General features: G+C 70.9%; 14 protein-coding genes. 9 read left to right on the forward strand and 5 right to left on the reverse strand.

What is annotated here, in order from left to right:
* Positions 1 to 23: 23 nt before the first annotated feature.
* From uvrB to ACIGAQ_RS15040, 6 genes are all read left to right on the forward strand, one after another.
* Positions 24 to 2,168, forward strand: a complete 2,145-nt coding sequence (gene uvrB, locus ACIGAQ_RS15015) for an excinuclease ABC subunit UvrB (RefSeq protein WP_311683572.1) — start codon at positions 24 to 26, stop codon at positions 2,166 to 2,168.
* Positions 2,169 to 2,307: 139 nt separating this feature from the next.
* Entirely contained in the window at positions 2,308 to 2,886 is a 579-nt protein-coding gene (locus ACIGAQ_RS15020; RefSeq protein ID WP_311683574.1) for a TerD family protein, read from the forward strand.
* Between the two features lie 76 nt (positions 2,887 to 2,962).
* Entirely contained in the window at positions 2,963 to 4,981 is a 2,019-nt protein-coding gene (locus ACIGAQ_RS15025) for a TerD family protein (protein WP_399782762.1), read from the forward strand.
* A 237-nt stretch (positions 4,982 to 5,218) separates the two neighbouring features.
* Positions 5,219 to 6,220, forward strand: a complete 1,002-nt coding sequence (locus ACIGAQ_RS15030) for a TerC/Alx family metal homeostasis membrane protein (RefSeq protein WP_311683578.1) — start codon at positions 5,219 to 5,221, stop codon at positions 6,218 to 6,220.
* Between the two features lie 128 nt (positions 6,221 to 6,348).
* Positions 6,349 to 6,651 (forward strand): hypothetical protein, encoded by a 303-nt coding sequence (locus ACIGAQ_RS15035; RefSeq protein ID WP_311683580.1) that lies wholly within the window; start codon positions 6,349 to 6,351, stop codon positions 6,649 to 6,651.
* Positions 6,652 to 6,688: 37 nt separating this feature from the next.
* The gene (locus tag ACIGAQ_RS15040; protein ID WP_311683582.1) at positions 6,689 to 7,789 is read left to right on the forward strand and encodes an ionic transporter y4hA; all 1,101 of its coding nucleotides are present in this window, start codon (positions 6,689 to 6,691) and stop codon (positions 7,787 to 7,789) included.
* 87 nt (positions 7,790 to 7,876) lie between these two features.
* Here ACIGAQ_RS15040 and ACIGAQ_RS15045 read toward each other — a convergent pair whose 3' ends face one another.
* Both ACIGAQ_RS15045 and ACIGAQ_RS15050 read right to left on the reverse strand, forming a co-directional pair.
* Positions 7,877 to 9,145: an MFS transporter gene (locus ACIGAQ_RS15045; RefSeq protein ID WP_399782767.1), complete on the reverse strand. Its 1,269-nt coding sequence runs from the start codon at positions 9,143 to 9,145 to the stop codon at positions 7,877 to 7,879.
* A gap of 103 nt (positions 9,146 to 9,248) precedes the next feature.
* Complete coding sequence (locus ACIGAQ_RS15050; RefSeq protein ID WP_399782769.1) at positions 9,249 to 10,295, reverse strand: S66 peptidase family protein; 1,047 nt, start codon at positions 10,293 to 10,295, stop codon at positions 9,249 to 9,251.
* A gap of 101 nt (positions 10,296 to 10,396) precedes the next feature.
* On the opposite strand from ACIGAQ_RS15050, the gene aroQ reads away from it, so the two are divergent.
* On the forward strand, positions 10,397 to 10,870 hold the full coding sequence (aroQ, locus tag ACIGAQ_RS15055) for a type II 3-dehydroquinate dehydratase (protein ID WP_399782772.1): 474 nt from the start codon (positions 10,397 to 10,399) through the stop codon (positions 10,868 to 10,870).
* 434 nt (positions 10,871 to 11,304) lie between these two features.
* On the opposite strand, the gene ACIGAQ_RS15060 is transcribed toward aroQ, so the two are convergent.
* Positions 11,305 to 11,961, reverse strand: coding sequence for an MBL fold metallo-hydrolase (locus ACIGAQ_RS15060; RefSeq protein ID WP_311683591.1), 657 nt, complete (start codon positions 11,959 to 11,961; stop codon positions 11,305 to 11,307).
* A 35-nt stretch (positions 11,962 to 11,996) separates the two neighbouring features.
* Positions 11,997 to 12,686, reverse strand: a complete 690-nt coding sequence (locus ACIGAQ_RS15065) for a maleylpyruvate isomerase family mycothiol-dependent enzyme (protein WP_399782775.1) — start codon at positions 12,684 to 12,686, stop codon at positions 11,997 to 11,999.
* A 222-nt stretch (positions 12,687 to 12,908) separates the two neighbouring features.
* Between ACIGAQ_RS15065 and uvrA the strand changes: the two genes are divergently transcribed.
* The gene (gene uvrA, locus ACIGAQ_RS15070; RefSeq protein ID WP_311683595.1) at positions 12,909 to 15,938 is read left to right on the forward strand and encodes an excinuclease ABC subunit UvrA; all 3,030 of its coding nucleotides are present in this window, start codon (positions 12,909 to 12,911) and stop codon (positions 15,936 to 15,938) included.
* A gap of 120 nt (positions 15,939 to 16,058) precedes the next feature.
* On the opposite strand, the gene ACIGAQ_RS15075 is transcribed toward uvrA, so the two are convergent.
* Positions 16,059 to 16,610, reverse strand: coding sequence for a YceI family protein (locus ACIGAQ_RS15075; protein WP_399782778.1), 552 nt, complete (start codon positions 16,608 to 16,610; stop codon positions 16,059 to 16,061).
* A 102-nt stretch (positions 16,611 to 16,712) separates the two neighbouring features.
* Here ACIGAQ_RS15075 and ACIGAQ_RS15080 point away from each other — a divergent pair, with 102 nt between their 5' ends.
* The gene (locus ACIGAQ_RS15080) at positions 16,713 to 17,576 is read left to right on the forward strand and encodes a helix-turn-helix domain-containing protein (RefSeq protein ID WP_311683599.1); all 864 of its coding nucleotides are present in this window, start codon (positions 16,713 to 16,715) and stop codon (positions 17,574 to 17,576) included.
* Positions 17,577 to 17,581: the final 5 nt, after the last annotated feature.

The following is a 17,581-nucleotide window of genomic DNA, read 5'->3' on the forward strand; positions in this document are numbered from 1 at the left end:
TGGGAGGTCGTACGGTGGAACCCATGCGGCCCGTTTCCCAGATCGAACGCACGGTGGCGCCCTTCGAGGTCGTCAGCCCCTACCAGCCCAGCGGCGACCAGCCGGCGGCCATCGACGAGCTCGCCCGGCGCATCAAGGCGGGCGAGAAGGACGTCGTCCTGCTCGGCGCCACCGGCACCGGCAAGTCCGCCACCACCGCGTGGATGATCGAGAAGCTCCAGCGCCCCACGCTCGTGATGGCGCCGAACAAGACGCTGGCCGCCCAGCTGGCGAACGAGTTCCGCGAGCTCCTGCCGAACAACGCCGTCGAGTACTTCGTCTCGTACTACGACTACTACCAGCCCGAGGCGTACGTCCCGCAGTCGGACACCTACATCGAGAAGGACTCCTCGATCAACGAGGAGGTGGAGCGCCTGCGCCACTCCGCGACCAACTCGCTGCTCACCCGCCGCGACGTCGTCGTGGTCGCCTCGGTCTCCTGCATCTACGGCCTCGGCACCCCGCAGGAGTACGTGGACCGCATGGTCCCGCTCCGGGTCGGCGAGGAGATCGACCGCGACGAGCTGCTGCGCCGCTTCGTGGACATCCAGTACACGCGCAACGACATGGCCTTCAGCCGCGGCACCTTCCGCGTCCGCGGCGACACCATCGAGATCTTCCCGGTCTACGAGGAGCTCGCCGTCCGCATCGAGATGTTCGGCGACGAGATCGAGGCGCTCTCCACTCTGCACCCGCTCACCGGCGAGATCATCAGCGACGACCAGCAGCTCTACGTCTTCCCGGCCTCCCACTACGTCGCGGGCCCCGAGCGCATGGAGCGGGCCGTCAACGACATCGAGAAGGAGCTCGCCGAGCGCCTCGCGGAGCTGGAGAAGCAGGGCAAGCTGCTGGAGGCCCAGCGCCTGCGCATGCGCACGACCTACGACATCGAGATGCTCCGCCAGATCGGCACCTGCTCCGGCGTGGAGAACTACTCGATGCACTTCGACGGCCGCCTGCCCGGCTCCCCGCCCAACACCCTGCTGGACTACTTCCCGGACGACTTCCTCCTCGTCATCGACGAGTCGCACGTCACCGTGCCGCAGATCGGCGCCATGTACGAGGGCGACGCCTCCCGCAAGCGCACCCTCGTCGACCACGGCTTCCGGCTGCCCTCCGCCCTGGACAACCGCCCCCTGAAGTGGGAGGAGTTCCAGGAGCGCATCGGCCAGACGGTCTACCTGTCGGCCACTCCGGGCACCTACGAGATGTCCCGCTCCGACGGCGTCGTCGAGCAGATCATCCGCCCCACCGGCCTCGTCGACCCGGAGGTCGTCGTCAAGCCCACCGAGGGCCAGATCGACGACCTGGTGCACGAGATCCGCCAGCGCACCGAGCGGGACGAGCGCGTCCTGGTCACCACGCTCACCAAGAAGATGGCCGAGGACCTCACGGACTACTTCCTGGAGCTCGGCATCCAGGTGCGCTACCTGCACAGCGACGTCGACACCCTCCGCCGCGTCGAGCTCCTGCGCGAGCTGCGCGCCGGTGAGTACGACGTGCTCGTCGGCATCAACCTGCTGCGCGAGGGCCTGGACCTGCCCGAGGTGTCCCTGGTGGCGATCCTGGACGCCGACAAGGAGGGCTTCCTGCGCTCCGGCACGTCCCTGATCCAGACCATCGGCCGCGCCGCGCGCAACGTCTCCGGCCAGGTCCACATGTACGCCGACAAGATCACCCCGGCGATGGAGAAGGCCATCGACGAGACCAACCGGCGCCGGGAGAAGCAGATCGCGTACAACACGGAGAGGGGCATCGACCCCCAGCCCCTCCGCAAGAAGATCAACGACATCGTCGCCCAGATCGCCCGCGAGGACGTCGACACCGAGCAGCTCCTCGGCTCGGGCTACCGCAAGTCGAGGAAGGACGGCGGCGGCACCAAGGCGCCCGTGCCCTCCCTCGGCAAGGCGGCCGAGCTGGCCAAGCCCGCCAGGGGCAAGGGCAAGGCCAAGGAGACGGTGCCCACCGACCGCCCCGCGGCCGAGCTCGCCGAGCAGATCGAGGAACTCACCACGCGGATGCGGGCCGCCGCCGCGGACCTCCAGTTCGAGATCGCGGCCCGACTGCGCGACGAGGTCTCCGAGATGAAGAAGGAACTGCGCCAGATGAAGGAGGCGGGCCTGGCCTGACGGCGCACCGCGCACGCGGTGTGTTGCAAGACCGACACAAAGTGCGGACCGGGGTACGTCGCTGTCAGTGCCCCTGCGTAAGGTGCTGGTCAACCGCGACTGCGCGGCAACAGGGGACGTTCGAGAGGGGAATCGGCGCGTGACCGTCAACATGACCAAGGGTCAGGCCATCAGTCTGCAGAAGAACGACGGGGGCAGCCTGACCGCGGTGCGCATGGGTCTCGGCTGGCAGGCGGCCCCCCGGCGCGGCCTGTTCGGCTCGCGCACGCGAGAGATCGACCTCGACGCCTCCGCCGTGCTGTTCGCCGACAAGCAGCCGGTCGACGTGGTCTTCTTCCGCCACCTGGTGAGCGACGACGGCTCGGTCCGCCACACCGGCGACAACCTCGTCGGCGGTGTCGGCCAGGGCGGCGACGACGAGGCGATCCTCGTCGACCTTTCGCGGGTCCCGGTCCACATCGACCAGATCGTCTTCACCGTGAACTCCTTCACGGGCCAGACGTTCCAGGAGGTGCAGAACGCGTTCTGCCGCCTCGTCGACGAGACCAACGGCCAGGAGCTCGCCCGCTACACGCTGGCCGGCGGCGGCCAGTACACGGCCCAGATCATGGCCAAGGTGCACCGCTCGGGCTCCGGCTGGACGATGACGGCCCTGGGCAACCCGGCCAACGGCCGCACCTTCCAGGACCTGATGCCGGCGATCCTGCCGGTGCTCTGACAGCACGCCGGGCCGGGACCGGCGGGCCCGGCGGGCAGCACACGACACCACACAACGACACAGGGGGACGAAGGCGATGACGGCCGAGCTGGTGCGGGGGCAGAACCACCCGCTCTCCCAGGCCCGTCTCGAGATCCGGATCTCGGCCGGCACGCCGATCGTGGCCGCGGCCGCGCTCAGCGACGAGAACGGCCGCATCCACGGCGTGGAGTGGGTCGCCCACCCGGGCGCGCCCACCCAGCCGGGTCTCGAGGTCTCCCGGCAGGCGGCCGCGGACCACCGCCTCGCGGTGGACCTGGACGCCGTGAGCGAGACCGTCCACCGGGTCGGTGTGCTGCTCGCCCTGCCCACCGGCGGGGCGGGCCCGGTCCGCTTCGGCTCCGTGGCCGCCCCGTTCGTCGCCGTCACCGGCCTCGACGGCGCCGAGATCGCCAGCTACACCATCCACGGCCTGGACGCGGAGTCCGCCGTCGTCGCCCTGGAGCTCTACCGCCGGCAGGGCGCCTGGAAGGTGCGCGCCGTCGGCCAGGGCTACGCGGGCGGCCTCGCCGAACTCCTCACCGACCAGGGCCTGCCGCAGGCCCAGCAGCTCGCGGGCAGCATCAACGAGGCGGTGGCCCACGGGCTGGCCCGCTCGGTGCAGGCACCCCCGCCGCGCACGGCGGAGGGCGACCGCTCCCGCCAGGCCGCTGCCCCCGCCCTCGGCCCGGACCAGGCCGGCGCCACGCCCCAGCCCGGACCGGTACCGCCGGTGTCCCCGTACGGCGGCCAGACGCCTGGCGGTCCCGGACAGACCCCGCCGCAGCCGCCGTCCTACCCCGGCGCGACGCCCGACCCGAGCGCCGTCACCCAGCCGTCCGCCACCACCGCGGGCGGGCCGATCGACTACAGCCACCCGCGCCGTCAGAACGCGGCACCGCCCCCGCCGCCGCCCACCGCGCCCCCTGCCGCACCGGGACAGCCCGCCCGGCCCGTCGCGGGCGACGCGACCGGCTGGTCCATGGAGGAGCGGCTGTACAACCAGGTGTGGGGCATGTTCGAGGACCTTGCCCGCACCACGGCCGCCTACCGCAGCGCCGTCGACTTCGCCGAGTCCCGTATGGACAAGGAGGTCGAACAGGTCCTGTCCGACCCGCGCAGCCGGATCGGCGGGCAGGGCGACGCCGCCCGCGAGGCGGCCCGCGCCCGGCACGCCCAGCTCGTCGACCAGGCGACGGAAGCCCTCGACCGGGACCTCGCCCAGCTGCGGGCCGAGGCCGACGTCGTGGAACCGGCCCTGCCGCCGGCGTTCGCCCGCTGGGACAACCCCGTGTGGCACGCCTACCGGGTGCCGATGGAGATCCCCATGGCCCTGCGCCTGGGCGACCTGCACCTGCCCGAGGCCGAGGGGATCCGCATCCCGATGCTGGTCCGGCTGCCGCTGGAGCGCGGCCTGTGGATCGACAGCGGTCGCACGGCGTCGTCCGACGGTTCGTTCACCGACGCCCACTCCCTGGGACGTCTCGCGATGGAGACGGCGGTCGCGCACGCGGCGCGGCTGCTCGCCGTCTATCCGGCGGGCGAGTTCACCGTGCACGTCATCGACCCGGCCGGCTCGGGGGCGCAGCCGCTGGTGCCCCTCGTGCAGACCGGTGTCCTCGCGGCCCCGCCCGCGCTCGGCGCGGCGGGCGTCACGGACGTGCTGACGCGGCTGACCCAGCGGGTCGACCTGGTGCAGATGGCGGTCCGGGGCGGCGCCGCGGACGCCCTGCCGCCCGGCTTCGACACCGCCCAGCAACTGCTGATCGTCAACGACTTCCCGCACGGCTTCGACGACCGTGCCGTGAACCAGCTGCGCTACCTCGCCGACGAGGGCCCCGCCTTCGGGGTCCATCTGATGATGGTGGCCGACCGCGAGGAGTCCTCCGCGTACGGGCCGCTGCTCGACCCGTTGTGGCGTTCCCTGCTGCGACTGACGCCGGTGGCCGACGACCACCTGGCCGACCCGTGGGTCGGCCACGCCTGGACGTACGAGCCGTCGCTCGTGCCGCCCGGCAGTGAGGTCCTGCAGCAGGTGCTCGCGCAGGTCGCGGCCGCTCGTACCAAGTATGTGTAAAGCCCTCTGACCAGGGTTTTTGGTCTTTCTTTTGCCAACCGCTTTACCTGTTCTTGGTGATTGGGTACTGTTGTGGGCACGGAGGGGAGTACTCCCTGTCTGCTGCGGCGTACCCGTCAATACGGAACAGGTCGGCGAAGATCCGACCTGGACCCGGGGCGTCGGCCCATCGTTGGGTGGAAGAGACCTCCGGCAGCTACGACGCTGACATTTGCCGTTACGACTGCCGGAGGCGCAGTGGATGTTTCCGTGACCCTATGGGTCCTGACGATCGTGGGCCTGGCGGCCCTCATCGCGGTCGACTTCTTCATCGGCCGCAAGCCGCACGACGTGTCGATCAAGGAAGCCGGAATCTGGACGGTCGTCTGGATCGTCCTCGCCGTGCTCTTCGGGCTCGGACTGCTGGTGTTCGGCGGCGGCCAGCCGGCCGGTGAGTTCTTCGCGGGCTTCATCACCGAGAAGTCGCTGAGCGTCGACAACCTCTTCGTCTTCGTCCTGATCATGGCGAAGTTCGCGGTGCCCTCGCAGTACCAGCAGCGCGTGCTGCTCATCGGCGTTCTCATCGCCCTGGTCCTGCGCGCGATCTTCATCGCCGCCGGCGCCGCGATCCTCGCCAGCTTCTCGTGGGTGTTCTACCTCTTCGGTGCCTTCCTCATCTGGACCGCCTGGAAGCTCATCCAGGAGGCCCGCGCGGACGAGGAGGACGAGGAGTGGGAGGAGAACAAGCTCCTCAAGGCCGTCGAGCGCCGCTTCGGTGTGGCCGACCGCTACCACGGCACCAAGCTGTGGATCCGGGAGAACGGCAAGCGGGTCATGACCCCGATGCTGGTCGTGATGCTCGCGATCGGCATGACGGACGTCCTGTTCGCCCTCGACTCCATCCCCGCGATCTTCGGCCTGACCCAGGACCCGTACATCGTCTTCACCGCCAACGCGTTCGCCCTGATGGGTCTGCGCCAGCTGTACTTCCTCATCGGCGGTCTGCTGAAGAAGCTGGTCCACCTCAGCTACGGCCTGTCGATCATCCTGGGCTTCATCGGCGTGAAGCTCGTGCTGCACGCACTGCACGAGTCCGGGGTGCACGTCCCGGAGATCAGCATTCCGGTCTCCCTCGGCGTGATCTGCGCCGTGCTGATCGTCACCACGATCACCAGCCTGCGGGCCTCCAAGAAGCAGGCGGCGGCCGAGGCGGCGCAGGGGCAGAGCGGAAGCGCCCCGAAGGACAGCATCGACGTCTGACCACGTCGGACACAGGAACAACCATCACCCGGACCGGTGCTCGGCGAATTGCCGACCACCGGTCCTGGTGCTTGCTTGGTCCTGAGCGCGTTCCCGGCCCGGGGACGCCGTGGCCGGCTGGAGGTGCCATGAAGTTCGTTCAGATCATCGACTTCGAGACCGAGCGCTTGGACGAGATGGAGCAGATCTTCGAGGAGGCCGGGCAGCGCAGCGCGGGCCGGACCGGCGGCCCCACCCACCGGATGCTCCTGAAGGACCGTGACAACCCCCGCCGCTACCTGGCCCTCATCGAGTTCGACTCGTACGAGGAGGCCATGAGCAACAGCGACGACCCCGAGACCGGCAGGATGGCGGAGCGGCTGGGCGCGCTCTGCATCGGCGACCGGGTCTACACCAACTGCGACCTCCTGGACGCGCGTGACCTCAAGTAGGAATGCGGGGCTCCGTCACCTCTGACAGGATCACCGCATGATCGATCGGCGGCGGCCGCTCGCGGCGCAGTGGACGACCCTGGTGCCCCTGCTCGCCGCCGTGCTGCTCGTGTTCACCTGGGGCCGCGATCTGCCCGGCCCCGTCGTCGCGCTGGTCACGCTGGTGCTCGCGGGAGCCGTCCTGGCCGCCGTGCACCACGCCGAGGTGGTGGCCCACCGGGTGGGTGAACCGTTCGGTTCCCTCGTCCTCGCGGTCGCCGTGACGATCATCGAGGTCGCCCTGATCGTCACCCTCATGGCCGACGGCGGGGACAAGAGCTCGACGCTGGCCCGGGACACGGTCTTCGCCGCCGTGATGATCACCTGCAACGGCATCGTCGGACTGTGCCTCCTGGTCGCCTCGCTGCGGCACGGCACAGCCGTCTTCAACCCCGAGGGCACGGGGGCCGCCCTCGCGACCGTCGCCACCCTGGCCACGCTCAGCCTGGTCCTGCCGACGTTCACCACCAGCAAGCCGGGCCCCGAGTTCTCCACGGTCCAGCTGACGTTCGCGGCGCTGTCCTCGCTGGTGCTCTACGGCCTCTTCGTCACGACGCAGACCGTGCGGCACCGGGACTACTTCCTGCCGATCACCCGGCACGGCGAGGTGATCACCGCGGAGGCCCACGCCGAGGCGCCGACCGCCCGCACCGCCCTGACGAGCCTGGGACTGCTGGGTCTGGCACTGGTGGGCGTGGTCGGCCTGGCCAAGGGGGTGTCGCCCACCATCGAGTCCGGGGTGGAGGCCGCCGGTCTGCACCACGCCGTCGTCGGTGTGATCATCGCGCTGCTGGTCCTCCTGCCGGAGACCATCGCCGCTCTGCGCTCCGCCCGCCGCGACCGTGTCCAGACCAGCCTGAACCTCGCCCTCGGCTCGGCGATGGCCAGCATCGGCCTGACCATCCCCGCCGTCGCACTCGCCTCACTCTGGCTCTCCGGGCCCCTGGTCCTCGGCCTGAGCGCCGTCCACATGGTGCTGCTCGCCCTGACGGTGGTGGTCGCCTCGCTGACGGTCGTGCCGGGGCGGGCGACACCACTCCAGGGCGGTGTCCACCTGGTGCTGTTCGCGGCGTACCTGGAGCTGGCGATCAACCCATGAGGGCGACGCAAACGCTTGCGCGAACGATTGCGCAAGCGTTTACGCGCCCGTCGGCATGACACCGACCTCGTCCGGTGAGCATCGATCTCACGCCGCCTCCGCAGCCGTCCCCGCCGGCACCGGCCGCGTCTCCGGCAGCATCGCGAAGCACACCAGACTGCACAGCGCGATCACCGTGAGGTACGCGGCCACGCCCCATGGCACCCGCCCGCCCTGTTCGGCGAGGGCCGTGGCCACGATCGGGGTGAGCGCACCTCCGAGGACGCCGCCGAGGTTGTAGCCGACGGCGGCCCCGGTGCAACGCACCCGCGGCTCGTAGAGCTCCGGCAGATACGCGGCGATCACCGCGAACATCGTGATGAACGAGAGCATCGCGCCGAGGAAGCCGAGGAACATGGGCAGCGGCGCGCCGGTGGCGAGCAGAGCGACCATCGGGAACATCCACAGGGCCGCGGCGGCGCACCCGAGCAGACACAGGGGCCGTCGTCCGTAGCGGTCCCCGAGCAGGGCCACCAGGGGCGTGAGCGCGCCCTTCACGACCACCGCGCCCATGATGCACGTCAGCATGACGCCGCGGTCGACACCGAGCCGCTCCGTGCCGTAGGCGAGGGACCAGGTCGTCACGGCGTAGAAGATGGCGTAGCCGATGGCCAGGGCTCCGCCGGTCAGCAGCAGGAGGCGCCAGTGGTGGCGTACGACCTCGACGAGCGGCACGCGCGCGTGCTCGTCGAGTTCGAGGAAGCGCGGACTCTCGGCGAGTGACGAGCGCAGCCACAGCCCCACCAGGGCCAGCACGCCCGCCGCCCAGAACGGCACCCGCCACCCCCACGCGGCGAACTGCGCCTCGGACAGGGTCGCGGACAGTCCGAGGACCACCCCGTTGGCGAGCAGGAATCCCAGTGCGGGCCCGACCTGCGGGAAGCTCGACCACAGTCCGCGCCGCTCGGCGGGCGCGTGCTCCACCGTCAGCAGCACCGCCCCGCCCCATTCGCCGCCGAGGCCCAGCCCTTGCAGGAAGCGCAGGACCAGGAGCAGCAGGGGAGCGGCCACGCCGATCGTGTCGTAGGTCGGGACGCAGCCCACCGCGACCGTGGACGCGCCGGTCAGCAGCAGGGAGGCGACGAGGACCGGCCGCCGCCCGCGCCGGTCGCCGATGTGCCCGAACAGCACCGACCCCAGCGGCCGGGCCACGAACCCCACGCCGAAGGTGGCGAAGGCGGCCAGTGTCCCCGCGACCGGCGAGAACGTCGGGAAGAACAGCGGCCCCAGGATCAGGGCCGCCGCGGTGCCGTAGACGAAGAAGTCGTAGAACTCGATGGCCGTGCCGGCGAGTGAGGCGGCGGCGAGGCGCGGCATGGAGGGTGCCCTTACGGTGCGTACATCGTGCATGCCGCGTCAACTACCCGCCGTGACCGGCGGTTACGGGGGCGTGTGAGGGGCGCGGAGGGCTCGGGGGGCTTCAGTACATCACCGTGATGCGCCGGGCCGGCCCGTCCACGCGCACGATCCCCCCGTACGGGATCACCAGTTGGGGGTCGGTGTGCCCGAAGTCCACGTCGAAGACGACGGTGGCGTCCGGGGCGTAGGTCCGCATGGCACGCAGGACGGCCTCGCGCTGTTCGGAGGCGTAACGGGCGCCTTCCTCGGGGCTGTTGCGGCGCTCCAGGGACCAGGTCTTCGCACGGCCCATCAGCAGGGCCGAGAAGCGCTGGAGCAGCCCGCGCTCGCCCATGTTCCGGATCGTGGCGTGGACCTCCGTGGCGCTGGGCATGTCCTCCGAGGTCTCCAGCAGCAGGACACCGCCGTAGTACACGGACAGGTCGTGCGCGACCTCCCGGTCGGCCATGAGCAGCCGGCCGAGGATCTCCAGGCAGCCGCCCCACGTGCGGCCCTCCACCACCCGGTCGGGGTTCACCCAGGTCCAGCCGCTCCCCGGACGGGTCTCCGGCTCGGCGTCGAAGGTCGCGGGGTCGGCCCAGTCCCGGTCGACGTCCCGCCAGCGCTCGGCGGGCCTCAGTTCGTACGGGCCCGACGTGAACAGGGCCGCCCGCAGGGACTCGGCGGTCTGCGGATGCATGGCTCCGGGACGGCCCAGTTCGCACATGACGCTGCCGCCGTGGTAGCCGACGATGCCGCAGGTGCGCAGGAAGGCGAGCAGGTTGGTGTTGTCGCTCATCCCGAAGAACGGCTTCGGGTTCGCCCGGAACACCTCACGGTCCAGGTGCGGCAGCACGGTGATCTGGTCGTCCCCGCCGATGGAGGCGATGACCGCCTTGATGTCCGGGTCGGCGAAGGCGGCGTGGAGGTCGGCGGCCCGTTCCCCTGGCGTGGAACCCATCTTCCGGGTCGTCGGATACTCGACCGGCTCCAGCCCGTACTCCGTGCGCAGCCGCTCCAGGCCCAGCTCGTAAGGGAGCGGGAAGAGCCCCGGAAGGCCGGACGAGGGCGAGAGCACGGCGATGCGGTCACCGGGCGACGGCTTGGGCGGACAGACAGGGCTCCTCATGCCGGGAGGCTACGGCCCGGCGGTCCGTCGGCGCACCGTGATAAACCGGCTGTGCAGCGGTCCGTCACGGGCCGCCCGACGCCGAACGGACCGGAGGAACCGTGCCCCGCACCCTGGCCAACGCCCCGATCATGATCCTCAACGGCCCCAACCTGAACCTGCTCGGCCAGCGCCAGCCGGAGATCTACGGCTCCGACACGCTCGCCGACGTCGAGGCCCTGTGCGCCAAGGTGGCGGCAGCGCACGGCGGCACGGTGGACTTCCGGCAGTCCAACCACGAGGGCGAGTTGGTGGACTGGATCCACGAGGCGCGGCTCGGCCACTGCGGGATCGTGATCAACCCGGGCGCCTACTCCCACACCTCCGTCGCCCTCCTGGACGCCCTCAACACCTGTGACGGCATGCCCGTGATCGAGGTCCACATCTCCAACATCCACCGGCGCGAGTCGTTCCGCCACCACTCCTACGTCTCGCTGCGCGCCGACGGCGTCATCGCCGGATGCGGCGTGCAGGGGTACGTGTTCGGCGTGGAGCGCGTCGCCGCACTGGCGGGACCGGCCCGGACCGAGGCGTAGCCCCCGCCCGCCTGGCGCACGGTCCTCCTTACAGCCGCCCCGTCTCCACGATCCGGCGCAGGAACGGCCGTGTGCAGCCGTGCGAACCGCCTCCGGCCGGCGCCCTGTTCGGCATGCGCCGGGGCCGCCGGTCGAGGGCGGGGAACGACAGACCGGCGGCCCGTCCGCCCAGGAGCCGTCATCCTGCGCGGGGCTGCCCCCAGTTGACCGCGTGCGCGCACGAGAGGGGAGCGCATGTGCGAGTCCGGCGTGTGCGAACGCTTCACACGGGGCGCGCGCGGCTCACTGCTCGGTGTGCTCGCGCGCCGGCGCACTGCCCGGCGTGCTCACGCCCCGGCCTGCTCACTCCCGCCCCGGCGTACTCCGCCCCACGCGGTCGCTCACCAGTCGGCGGTCGCTCACGAGCCGTGCGGTCGCTCACGAGCCGCAGTCGCTCACCACCCGCGCGCGTGCCACTCCGGCAGATGCGGGCGCTCCGCGCCCAGGCTCGTGTCGTTGCCGTGTCCCGGGTAGACCCACGTCTCGTCCGGGAGGACGTCGAAGATCTTGGTCTCGACGTCGTGGATGAGACTGGCGAAGGCCTTGGGGTCCTGATGGGTGTTGCCCACGCCGCCGGGGAACAGGCAGTCCCCGGTGAACACATGGGGGTGCCCGTGCGGGTCGTCGTAGACGAGGGCGATCGAGCCGGGGGTGTGCCCGACCAGGTGGCGCGCGGTGAGCTCGACCTGCCCCACCCGGATCGTGTCGCCGTCGTCGACCGGTACGTCGGTCCGTACGGGGATGCCGTCGGCGTCCTCCCGGCCCGCGTACGTGCGGGCGCCGGTGGCCGCCACGACCTCGGCGAGCGCCTGCCAGTGGTCGCCGTGCCGGTGGGTCGTGACGACCGACGCGATCCCGTCGTCGCCGATCATGCCGAGCAGCGTCTGCGCCTCGTTCGCGGCGTCGATCAGCAGCTGCTCGTCCGTGGCCCGGCAGCGCAGCAGATAGGCGTTGTTGTTCATCGGACCCACCGCGATCTTCGTGATCATCAGGTCCTTGAGCTCGTGCACGTCGGCAGGCCCGCCGACCGTCACCTGTCCGCTGTACGTCATGTCCGCCAGCCTATAGCGGGGGAGGGGACCGGGTCCTACAACGGGGGCAGTGCCGGCAGCGGTCCGCCGTCCACCCGCAGCGGGGCCCCGTCACGGCGTCCCGCGAGCCACCCCAAGAGGTCCGCCGGCGTGCCGGTGACGGTCACCTCGGGGTCGCCGTCCGGAGCGCGTCCCGTGCGCCACGCGCGTGTGCCGTCCGTCACGCGGGTGGACGGCACGTCGGTGTGCCCGGCGAACCGGTCCGCGAGGAACTCGATCTCCCGCTCGGTGAACTCCTCGGGCAGGTCCTCCAGCTCGTACCCGATGCCGAGGTCCACGTGGTGCAGCTCCACCTCCACCCACCGCCGGAACGGCACCCGGGCCGCGGTGTCCTTGACCCCGTTGCGCAGCTCCACCGTGCGCGACCAGTCAGCCGGGGCGTCCCCGGCCTCCTGGAAGCGGGCCGCGCTCTCCCGCAGGTCCGTGAGCTGGGCATCGAGGGCGCGCGGGGCGTCCCGCTCGATGTCGGCGTCCCGGGCCTCGCCGGAGACGTACATGGGGCGGCCCGCCAGGACGTTCACGAGGGCGTCCGCGTTCCGGGCGAGGTGGGCCAGGACGTGGCCGCGGGTCCAGCCGGGCAGCCGTGACGGCTGCGTCACAGCGGCGTTGTCCAGGGAGCCGACTGCGGTCAGCAGCCGCTCCGTCGCGTCACGTACAGACGCCAGGTCATGAGCGTGATCAATCATGCTGCTGACCCTAGCTCCGCCACTCCTTCGGGTGAAGGTGGTGAAGGAGTGCCGTAAATCGAATGCGCGTGCTATATGGTCGGGCGTGGCGTCGGGCATGCTGGAGAGCCGGGGTTTGTTGGCAACCCGTGAATCCGACCGGCGTTGTCAGTGGCTCCCCCTAGTCTGAGAAAGACGGGGGCCCCGCCCCTGTCACTTCTCTCAAGAAAGGTGCGGACCGGCGTGGCCGACCGTCTCATCGTTCGTGGAGCGCGCGAGCACAACCTCAAGAACGTCTCGCTCGACCTCCCGCGCGACTCGCTCATCGTCTTCACGGGCCTGTCGGGGTCGGGCAAGTCCTCGCTGGCCTTCGACACCATCTTCGCGGAGGGACAGCGGCGCTACGTCGAATCCCTCTCCTCCTACGCCCGGCAGTTCCTCGGCCAGATGGACAAGCCGGACGTCGACTTCATCGAGGGCCTCTCCCCGGCCGTCTCCATCGACCAGAAGTCCACCTCGCGCAACCCGCGCTCCACGGTCGGCACGATCACCGAGGTCTACGACTACCTGCGCCTGCTCTTCGCCCGCATCGGCAAGCCGCACTGCCCCGAGTGCCACCGCCCGATCTCGCGCCAGTCGCCGCAGGCCATCGTCGACCGGGTCCTGGAGCTGCCCGAGGGCAGCCGCTTCCAGGTGCTGTCGCCGCTGGTGCGCGAGCGCAAGGGCGAGTTCGTCGACCTCTTCGCCGACCTGCAGACCAAGGGCTACTCCCGCGCGCGGGTCGACGGCGAGACGGTCCAGCTGTCGAACCCGCCGACGCTGAAGAAGCAGGAGAAGCACACCATCGAGGTGGTCGTCGACCGCCTCACGGTCAAGGACGGCGCCAAGCGCCGCCTGACCGACTCCGTCGAGACGGCCCTCGGCCTGTCCGGCGGCATGGTCGTGCTCGACTTCGTCGACCTCCCCGAGGACGACCCCGAGCGCGAGCGCATGTTCTCGGAGCACCTGTACTGCCCGTACGACGACCTGTCCTTCGAGGAGCTGGAGCCGCGCTCCTTCTCCTTCAACTCGCCCTTCGGCGCCTGCCCGGACTGCACCGGCATCGGCACGCGCATGGAGGTCGACCCGGAGCTGATCGTCCCCGACCCGGACAAGAGCCTGGACGAGGGGGCCATCCACCCGTGGTCGCACGGCCACACCAAGGACTACTTCGGCCGCCTGATCGGCGCCCTCGCCGACGCCCTGGGCTTCCGTACGGACATCCCCTTCGCCGGCCTGCCGCAGCGTGCCAAGAAGGCCCTGCTGCACGGCCACAAGACCCAGGTCGAGGTCCGCTACCGCAACCGCTACGGGCGCGAGCGCCGCTACACCACGGCCTTCGAGGGTGCCGTCCCCTTCGTCAAGCGCCGGCACAGCGAGGCCGAGAGCGACTCCAGCCGCGAGCGCTTCGAGGGCTACATGCGCGAGGTGCCCTGCCCCACCTGTGAGGGCACGCGCCTGAAGCCGATCGTCCTCGCGGTCACGATCATGGGCAAGTCCATCGCCGAGGTCTCCGCGATGTCGATCAGCGACTGCGCGGACTTCCTGGGCGAACTGAAGCTCACCGCCCGCGACAAGAAGATCGCCGAGCGCGTCCTGAAGGAGGTCAACGAGCGGCTGCGGTTCCTGGTCGACGTCGGCCTGGACTACCTCTCGCTCAACCGCGCCGCGGGCACGCTCTCCGGCGGCGAGGCCCAGCGCATCCGCCTGGCCACCCAGATCGGCTCCGGCCTGGTCGGCGTGCTGTACGTCCTCGACGAGCCGTCCATCGGCCTGCACCAGCGCGACAACCACCGGCTGATCGAGACCCTGGTCCGGCTGCGCGACATGGGCAACACGCTCATCGTCGTCGAGCACGACGAGGACACCATCAAGACCGCCGACTGGATCGTCGACATCGGCCCCGGCGCGGGTGAGCACGGCGGCAAGGTGGTGCACAGCGGCTCCCTGAAGGAGCTCCTCGCCAACGACGAGTCGCAGACCGGCCAGTACCTGTCCGGCAAGAAGGCCATCCCGCTGCCCGACGTCCGGCGCCCGCTGGACCCGTCCCGGCAGCTCACGGTGCACGGCGCCCGGGAGAACAACCTCCAGGACATCGACGTCTCCTTCCCGCTGGGCGTGTTCACGGCCGTCACCGGCGTCTCCGGCTCCGGCAAGTCGACGCTGGTCAACGACATCCTGTACACGCACCTGGCCCGTGAGCTGAACGGCGCGAGGAGCGTGCCCGGACGGCACACGCGCGTGGACGGCGACGACCTCGTCGACAAGGTCGTCCACGTCGACCAGTCGCCCATCGGCCGCACCCCGCGCTCGAACCCGGCGACGTACACCGGCGTCTTCGACCACATCCGCAAGCTGTTCGCCGAGACCACCGAGGCGAAGGTCCGCGGCTACATGCCCGGCCGCTTCTCCTTCAACGTCAAGGGCGGCCGCTGCGAGAACTGCGCGGGCGACGGCACCATCAAGATCGAGATGAACTTCCTCCCGGACGTCTACGTCCCGTGCGAGGTCTGCCACGGCGCCCGGTACAACCGGGAGACCCTGGAGGTCCACTACAAGGGCAAGTCCATCGCCGAGGTCCTGAACATGCCGATCGAGGAGGCCACCGAGTTCTTCGAGGCCGTCCCCGCCATCGCCCGGCACCTCAACACGCTCAAGGACGTCGGCCTCGGCTACGTCCGCCTCGGCCAGGCCGCGACCACCCTGTCCGGCGGCGAGGCACAGCGCGTGAAGCTCGCCAGCGAACTGCAGAAGCGCTCCACCGGCCGCACGGTCTACGTCCTGGACGAGCCGACCACCGGCCTGCACTTCGAGGACATCAGCAAGCTGCTGAAGGTCCTGTCCGGCCTGGTCGACAAGGGCAACACGGTCATCGTCATCGAGCACAACCTCGACGTGATCAAGACCGCCGACTGGGTCGTCGACATGGGCCCCGAGGGCGGCGCCGGCGGCGGCCTGGTGGTCGCCGAGGGCACGCCCGAGGAGGTCGCCGCCGTTCCGGCCAGCCACACCGGCAAGTTCCTGCGGGAGATCCTCGGCGCCGACCGCATCAGCGACGCCTCCTCGGTGAAGGCACCGCGCCGGGCGGCGAAGAAGACGGTCCCGGCCCAGGCCACGGCGAAGAAGACCGCCACCAAGCGGGTCGGCGCCACCGCCACCAAGAAGGCGGCCACCAAGACCGCCAGGACCACCAAGGCGGCCGCGCAGAAGACCACGCGGACGACCAAGGGCTGACGGCCCCCGCCGAACGCCCCGCCGCTCGCGCTCTGCCGATCGCACCCGCCGAACGCGCCGTGCCCCACGGGAGTCACCCGTGGGGCACGGCGCGTTCCGCGTCGGCACATGTGCCGGAGGTCAGGCGCCCTTCGGCTCCACGAACTGCATGTCGAGCTGGATCTTCACCACCTCGCCGAGCAGCCCGGGAGCGAAGTCCAGCCCGAACTCGCTGCGCCGGATCTCGCCCGTCGCCTCGAACCCGGCGTGCCGGCTGCCGTCCATCGGCACCTCGACCAGCCCGCCGAACTCCACGGCGAGCGTCACCGGACGCGTCACGCCGCCGATCGTCAGCTCGCCCTCCATCGTCCAGTCCTCGCCCGCGCCCGACACCCGCGTCGAGCGGTACGTCATCGTCGGGCGCTTCTCGACGTCCAGCAGGTCGGAGGCGCGGACATGGGCGTCCCGGTCGGCGTTGCCCGTGTCGATCGAGGCCAGGTCGACGGTGGCGGAGACCCGCACGTCCTCGATCCGCTCCCCGACGAACAGCTCGGCCTCCAGCCGTTCGAAACGGCCCCGCACCTTGGCGATGCCCAGGTGGCGGATGGTGAAGTTCACGGAGGAGTGGAACGGGTCCAGGGCCCAGTGCCCCGGGGCCAGCGGCAGGGTGGTGGTGGCGGTGTCATTCGTCATGCCCTCCACCCTGCGGCCCGCGCGGTCCGGCAGGGAGACCGGCCCGAGGCTGGTAGTGACAGGGCCATGCTCCGCGTCCACCGGGACGGTACGTTCGGGCGGGTGAGCGACAACGAGTTGGGCACGTACCTGCGCACCAGGCGCGAAGCCGTCACCCCCGCCGAGGCCGGACTTCCCACGGGCCCGCGGCGCCGCACCCCGGGTCTGCGGCGTGCCGAACTGGCCATGCTCGCCGACATCAGCGTCGAGTACCTCACCCGGCTGGAACAGGGACGCGACCGAAACCCCTCCGCCCAGGTGCTCGGCGCCCTCGCCGACGCCCTGAACCTGTCCCTGGCCGACCGGATGCTGCTGCGCCGCCTGACCAAGGAGGCCGACGGCGGCGACCCGCTGGTCTGCGCCGCCGCCCCGGCTCTGAGCCGTACGGCCCGCCCCACCGTACGGGCCGTACTGGACCGCCTGGAGCCCGCTCCCGCGCTGGTGGTCAACTGGATCGGCGACGTCCTCGCCCACACGGCCGGCTACGCGCGGCTGGTCGGCCCCATCGGCCTGCTCGACGGCGAGCGGCCCAACCTGCTGCGGTACCTGTTCACCGACGCACGGGCCCGCAGCGCCTACCGCGACTGGGAGCGGGTGGCCGACGACCTGGTCGCCCGGCTCCGGCACGGTGTCCCCCTCAGGGACCCGCACCTCACCGAGCTGGCCGACGAACTGACGGTGACCGCGGGCGCGGACTTCGCCGACCGGTTCGCCGATCTCGCCATGACACCCAGGACGACGGGCTCCCAGCACCTCGACCACCCGGAGGCCGGCCCCCTGCGGCTGCTGCACGAGACTCTCGCGCTCCCCGACGAGGGACAGCGCGTGATCATCCACCTGCCCGCCGACGAGGCCACGGCCGCGGCCCTGGACCGCCTCGACGGCCGCCGCCCCGGCGCGCTGAGGGCGGTGGGGGAGACCGGCTGAGGCGG

This window comes from Streptomyces sp. NPDC085932 (assembly GCF_044540525.1).
GTDB lineage: Bacteria > Actinomycetota > Actinomycetes > Streptomycetales > Streptomycetaceae > Streptomyces > Streptomyces levis.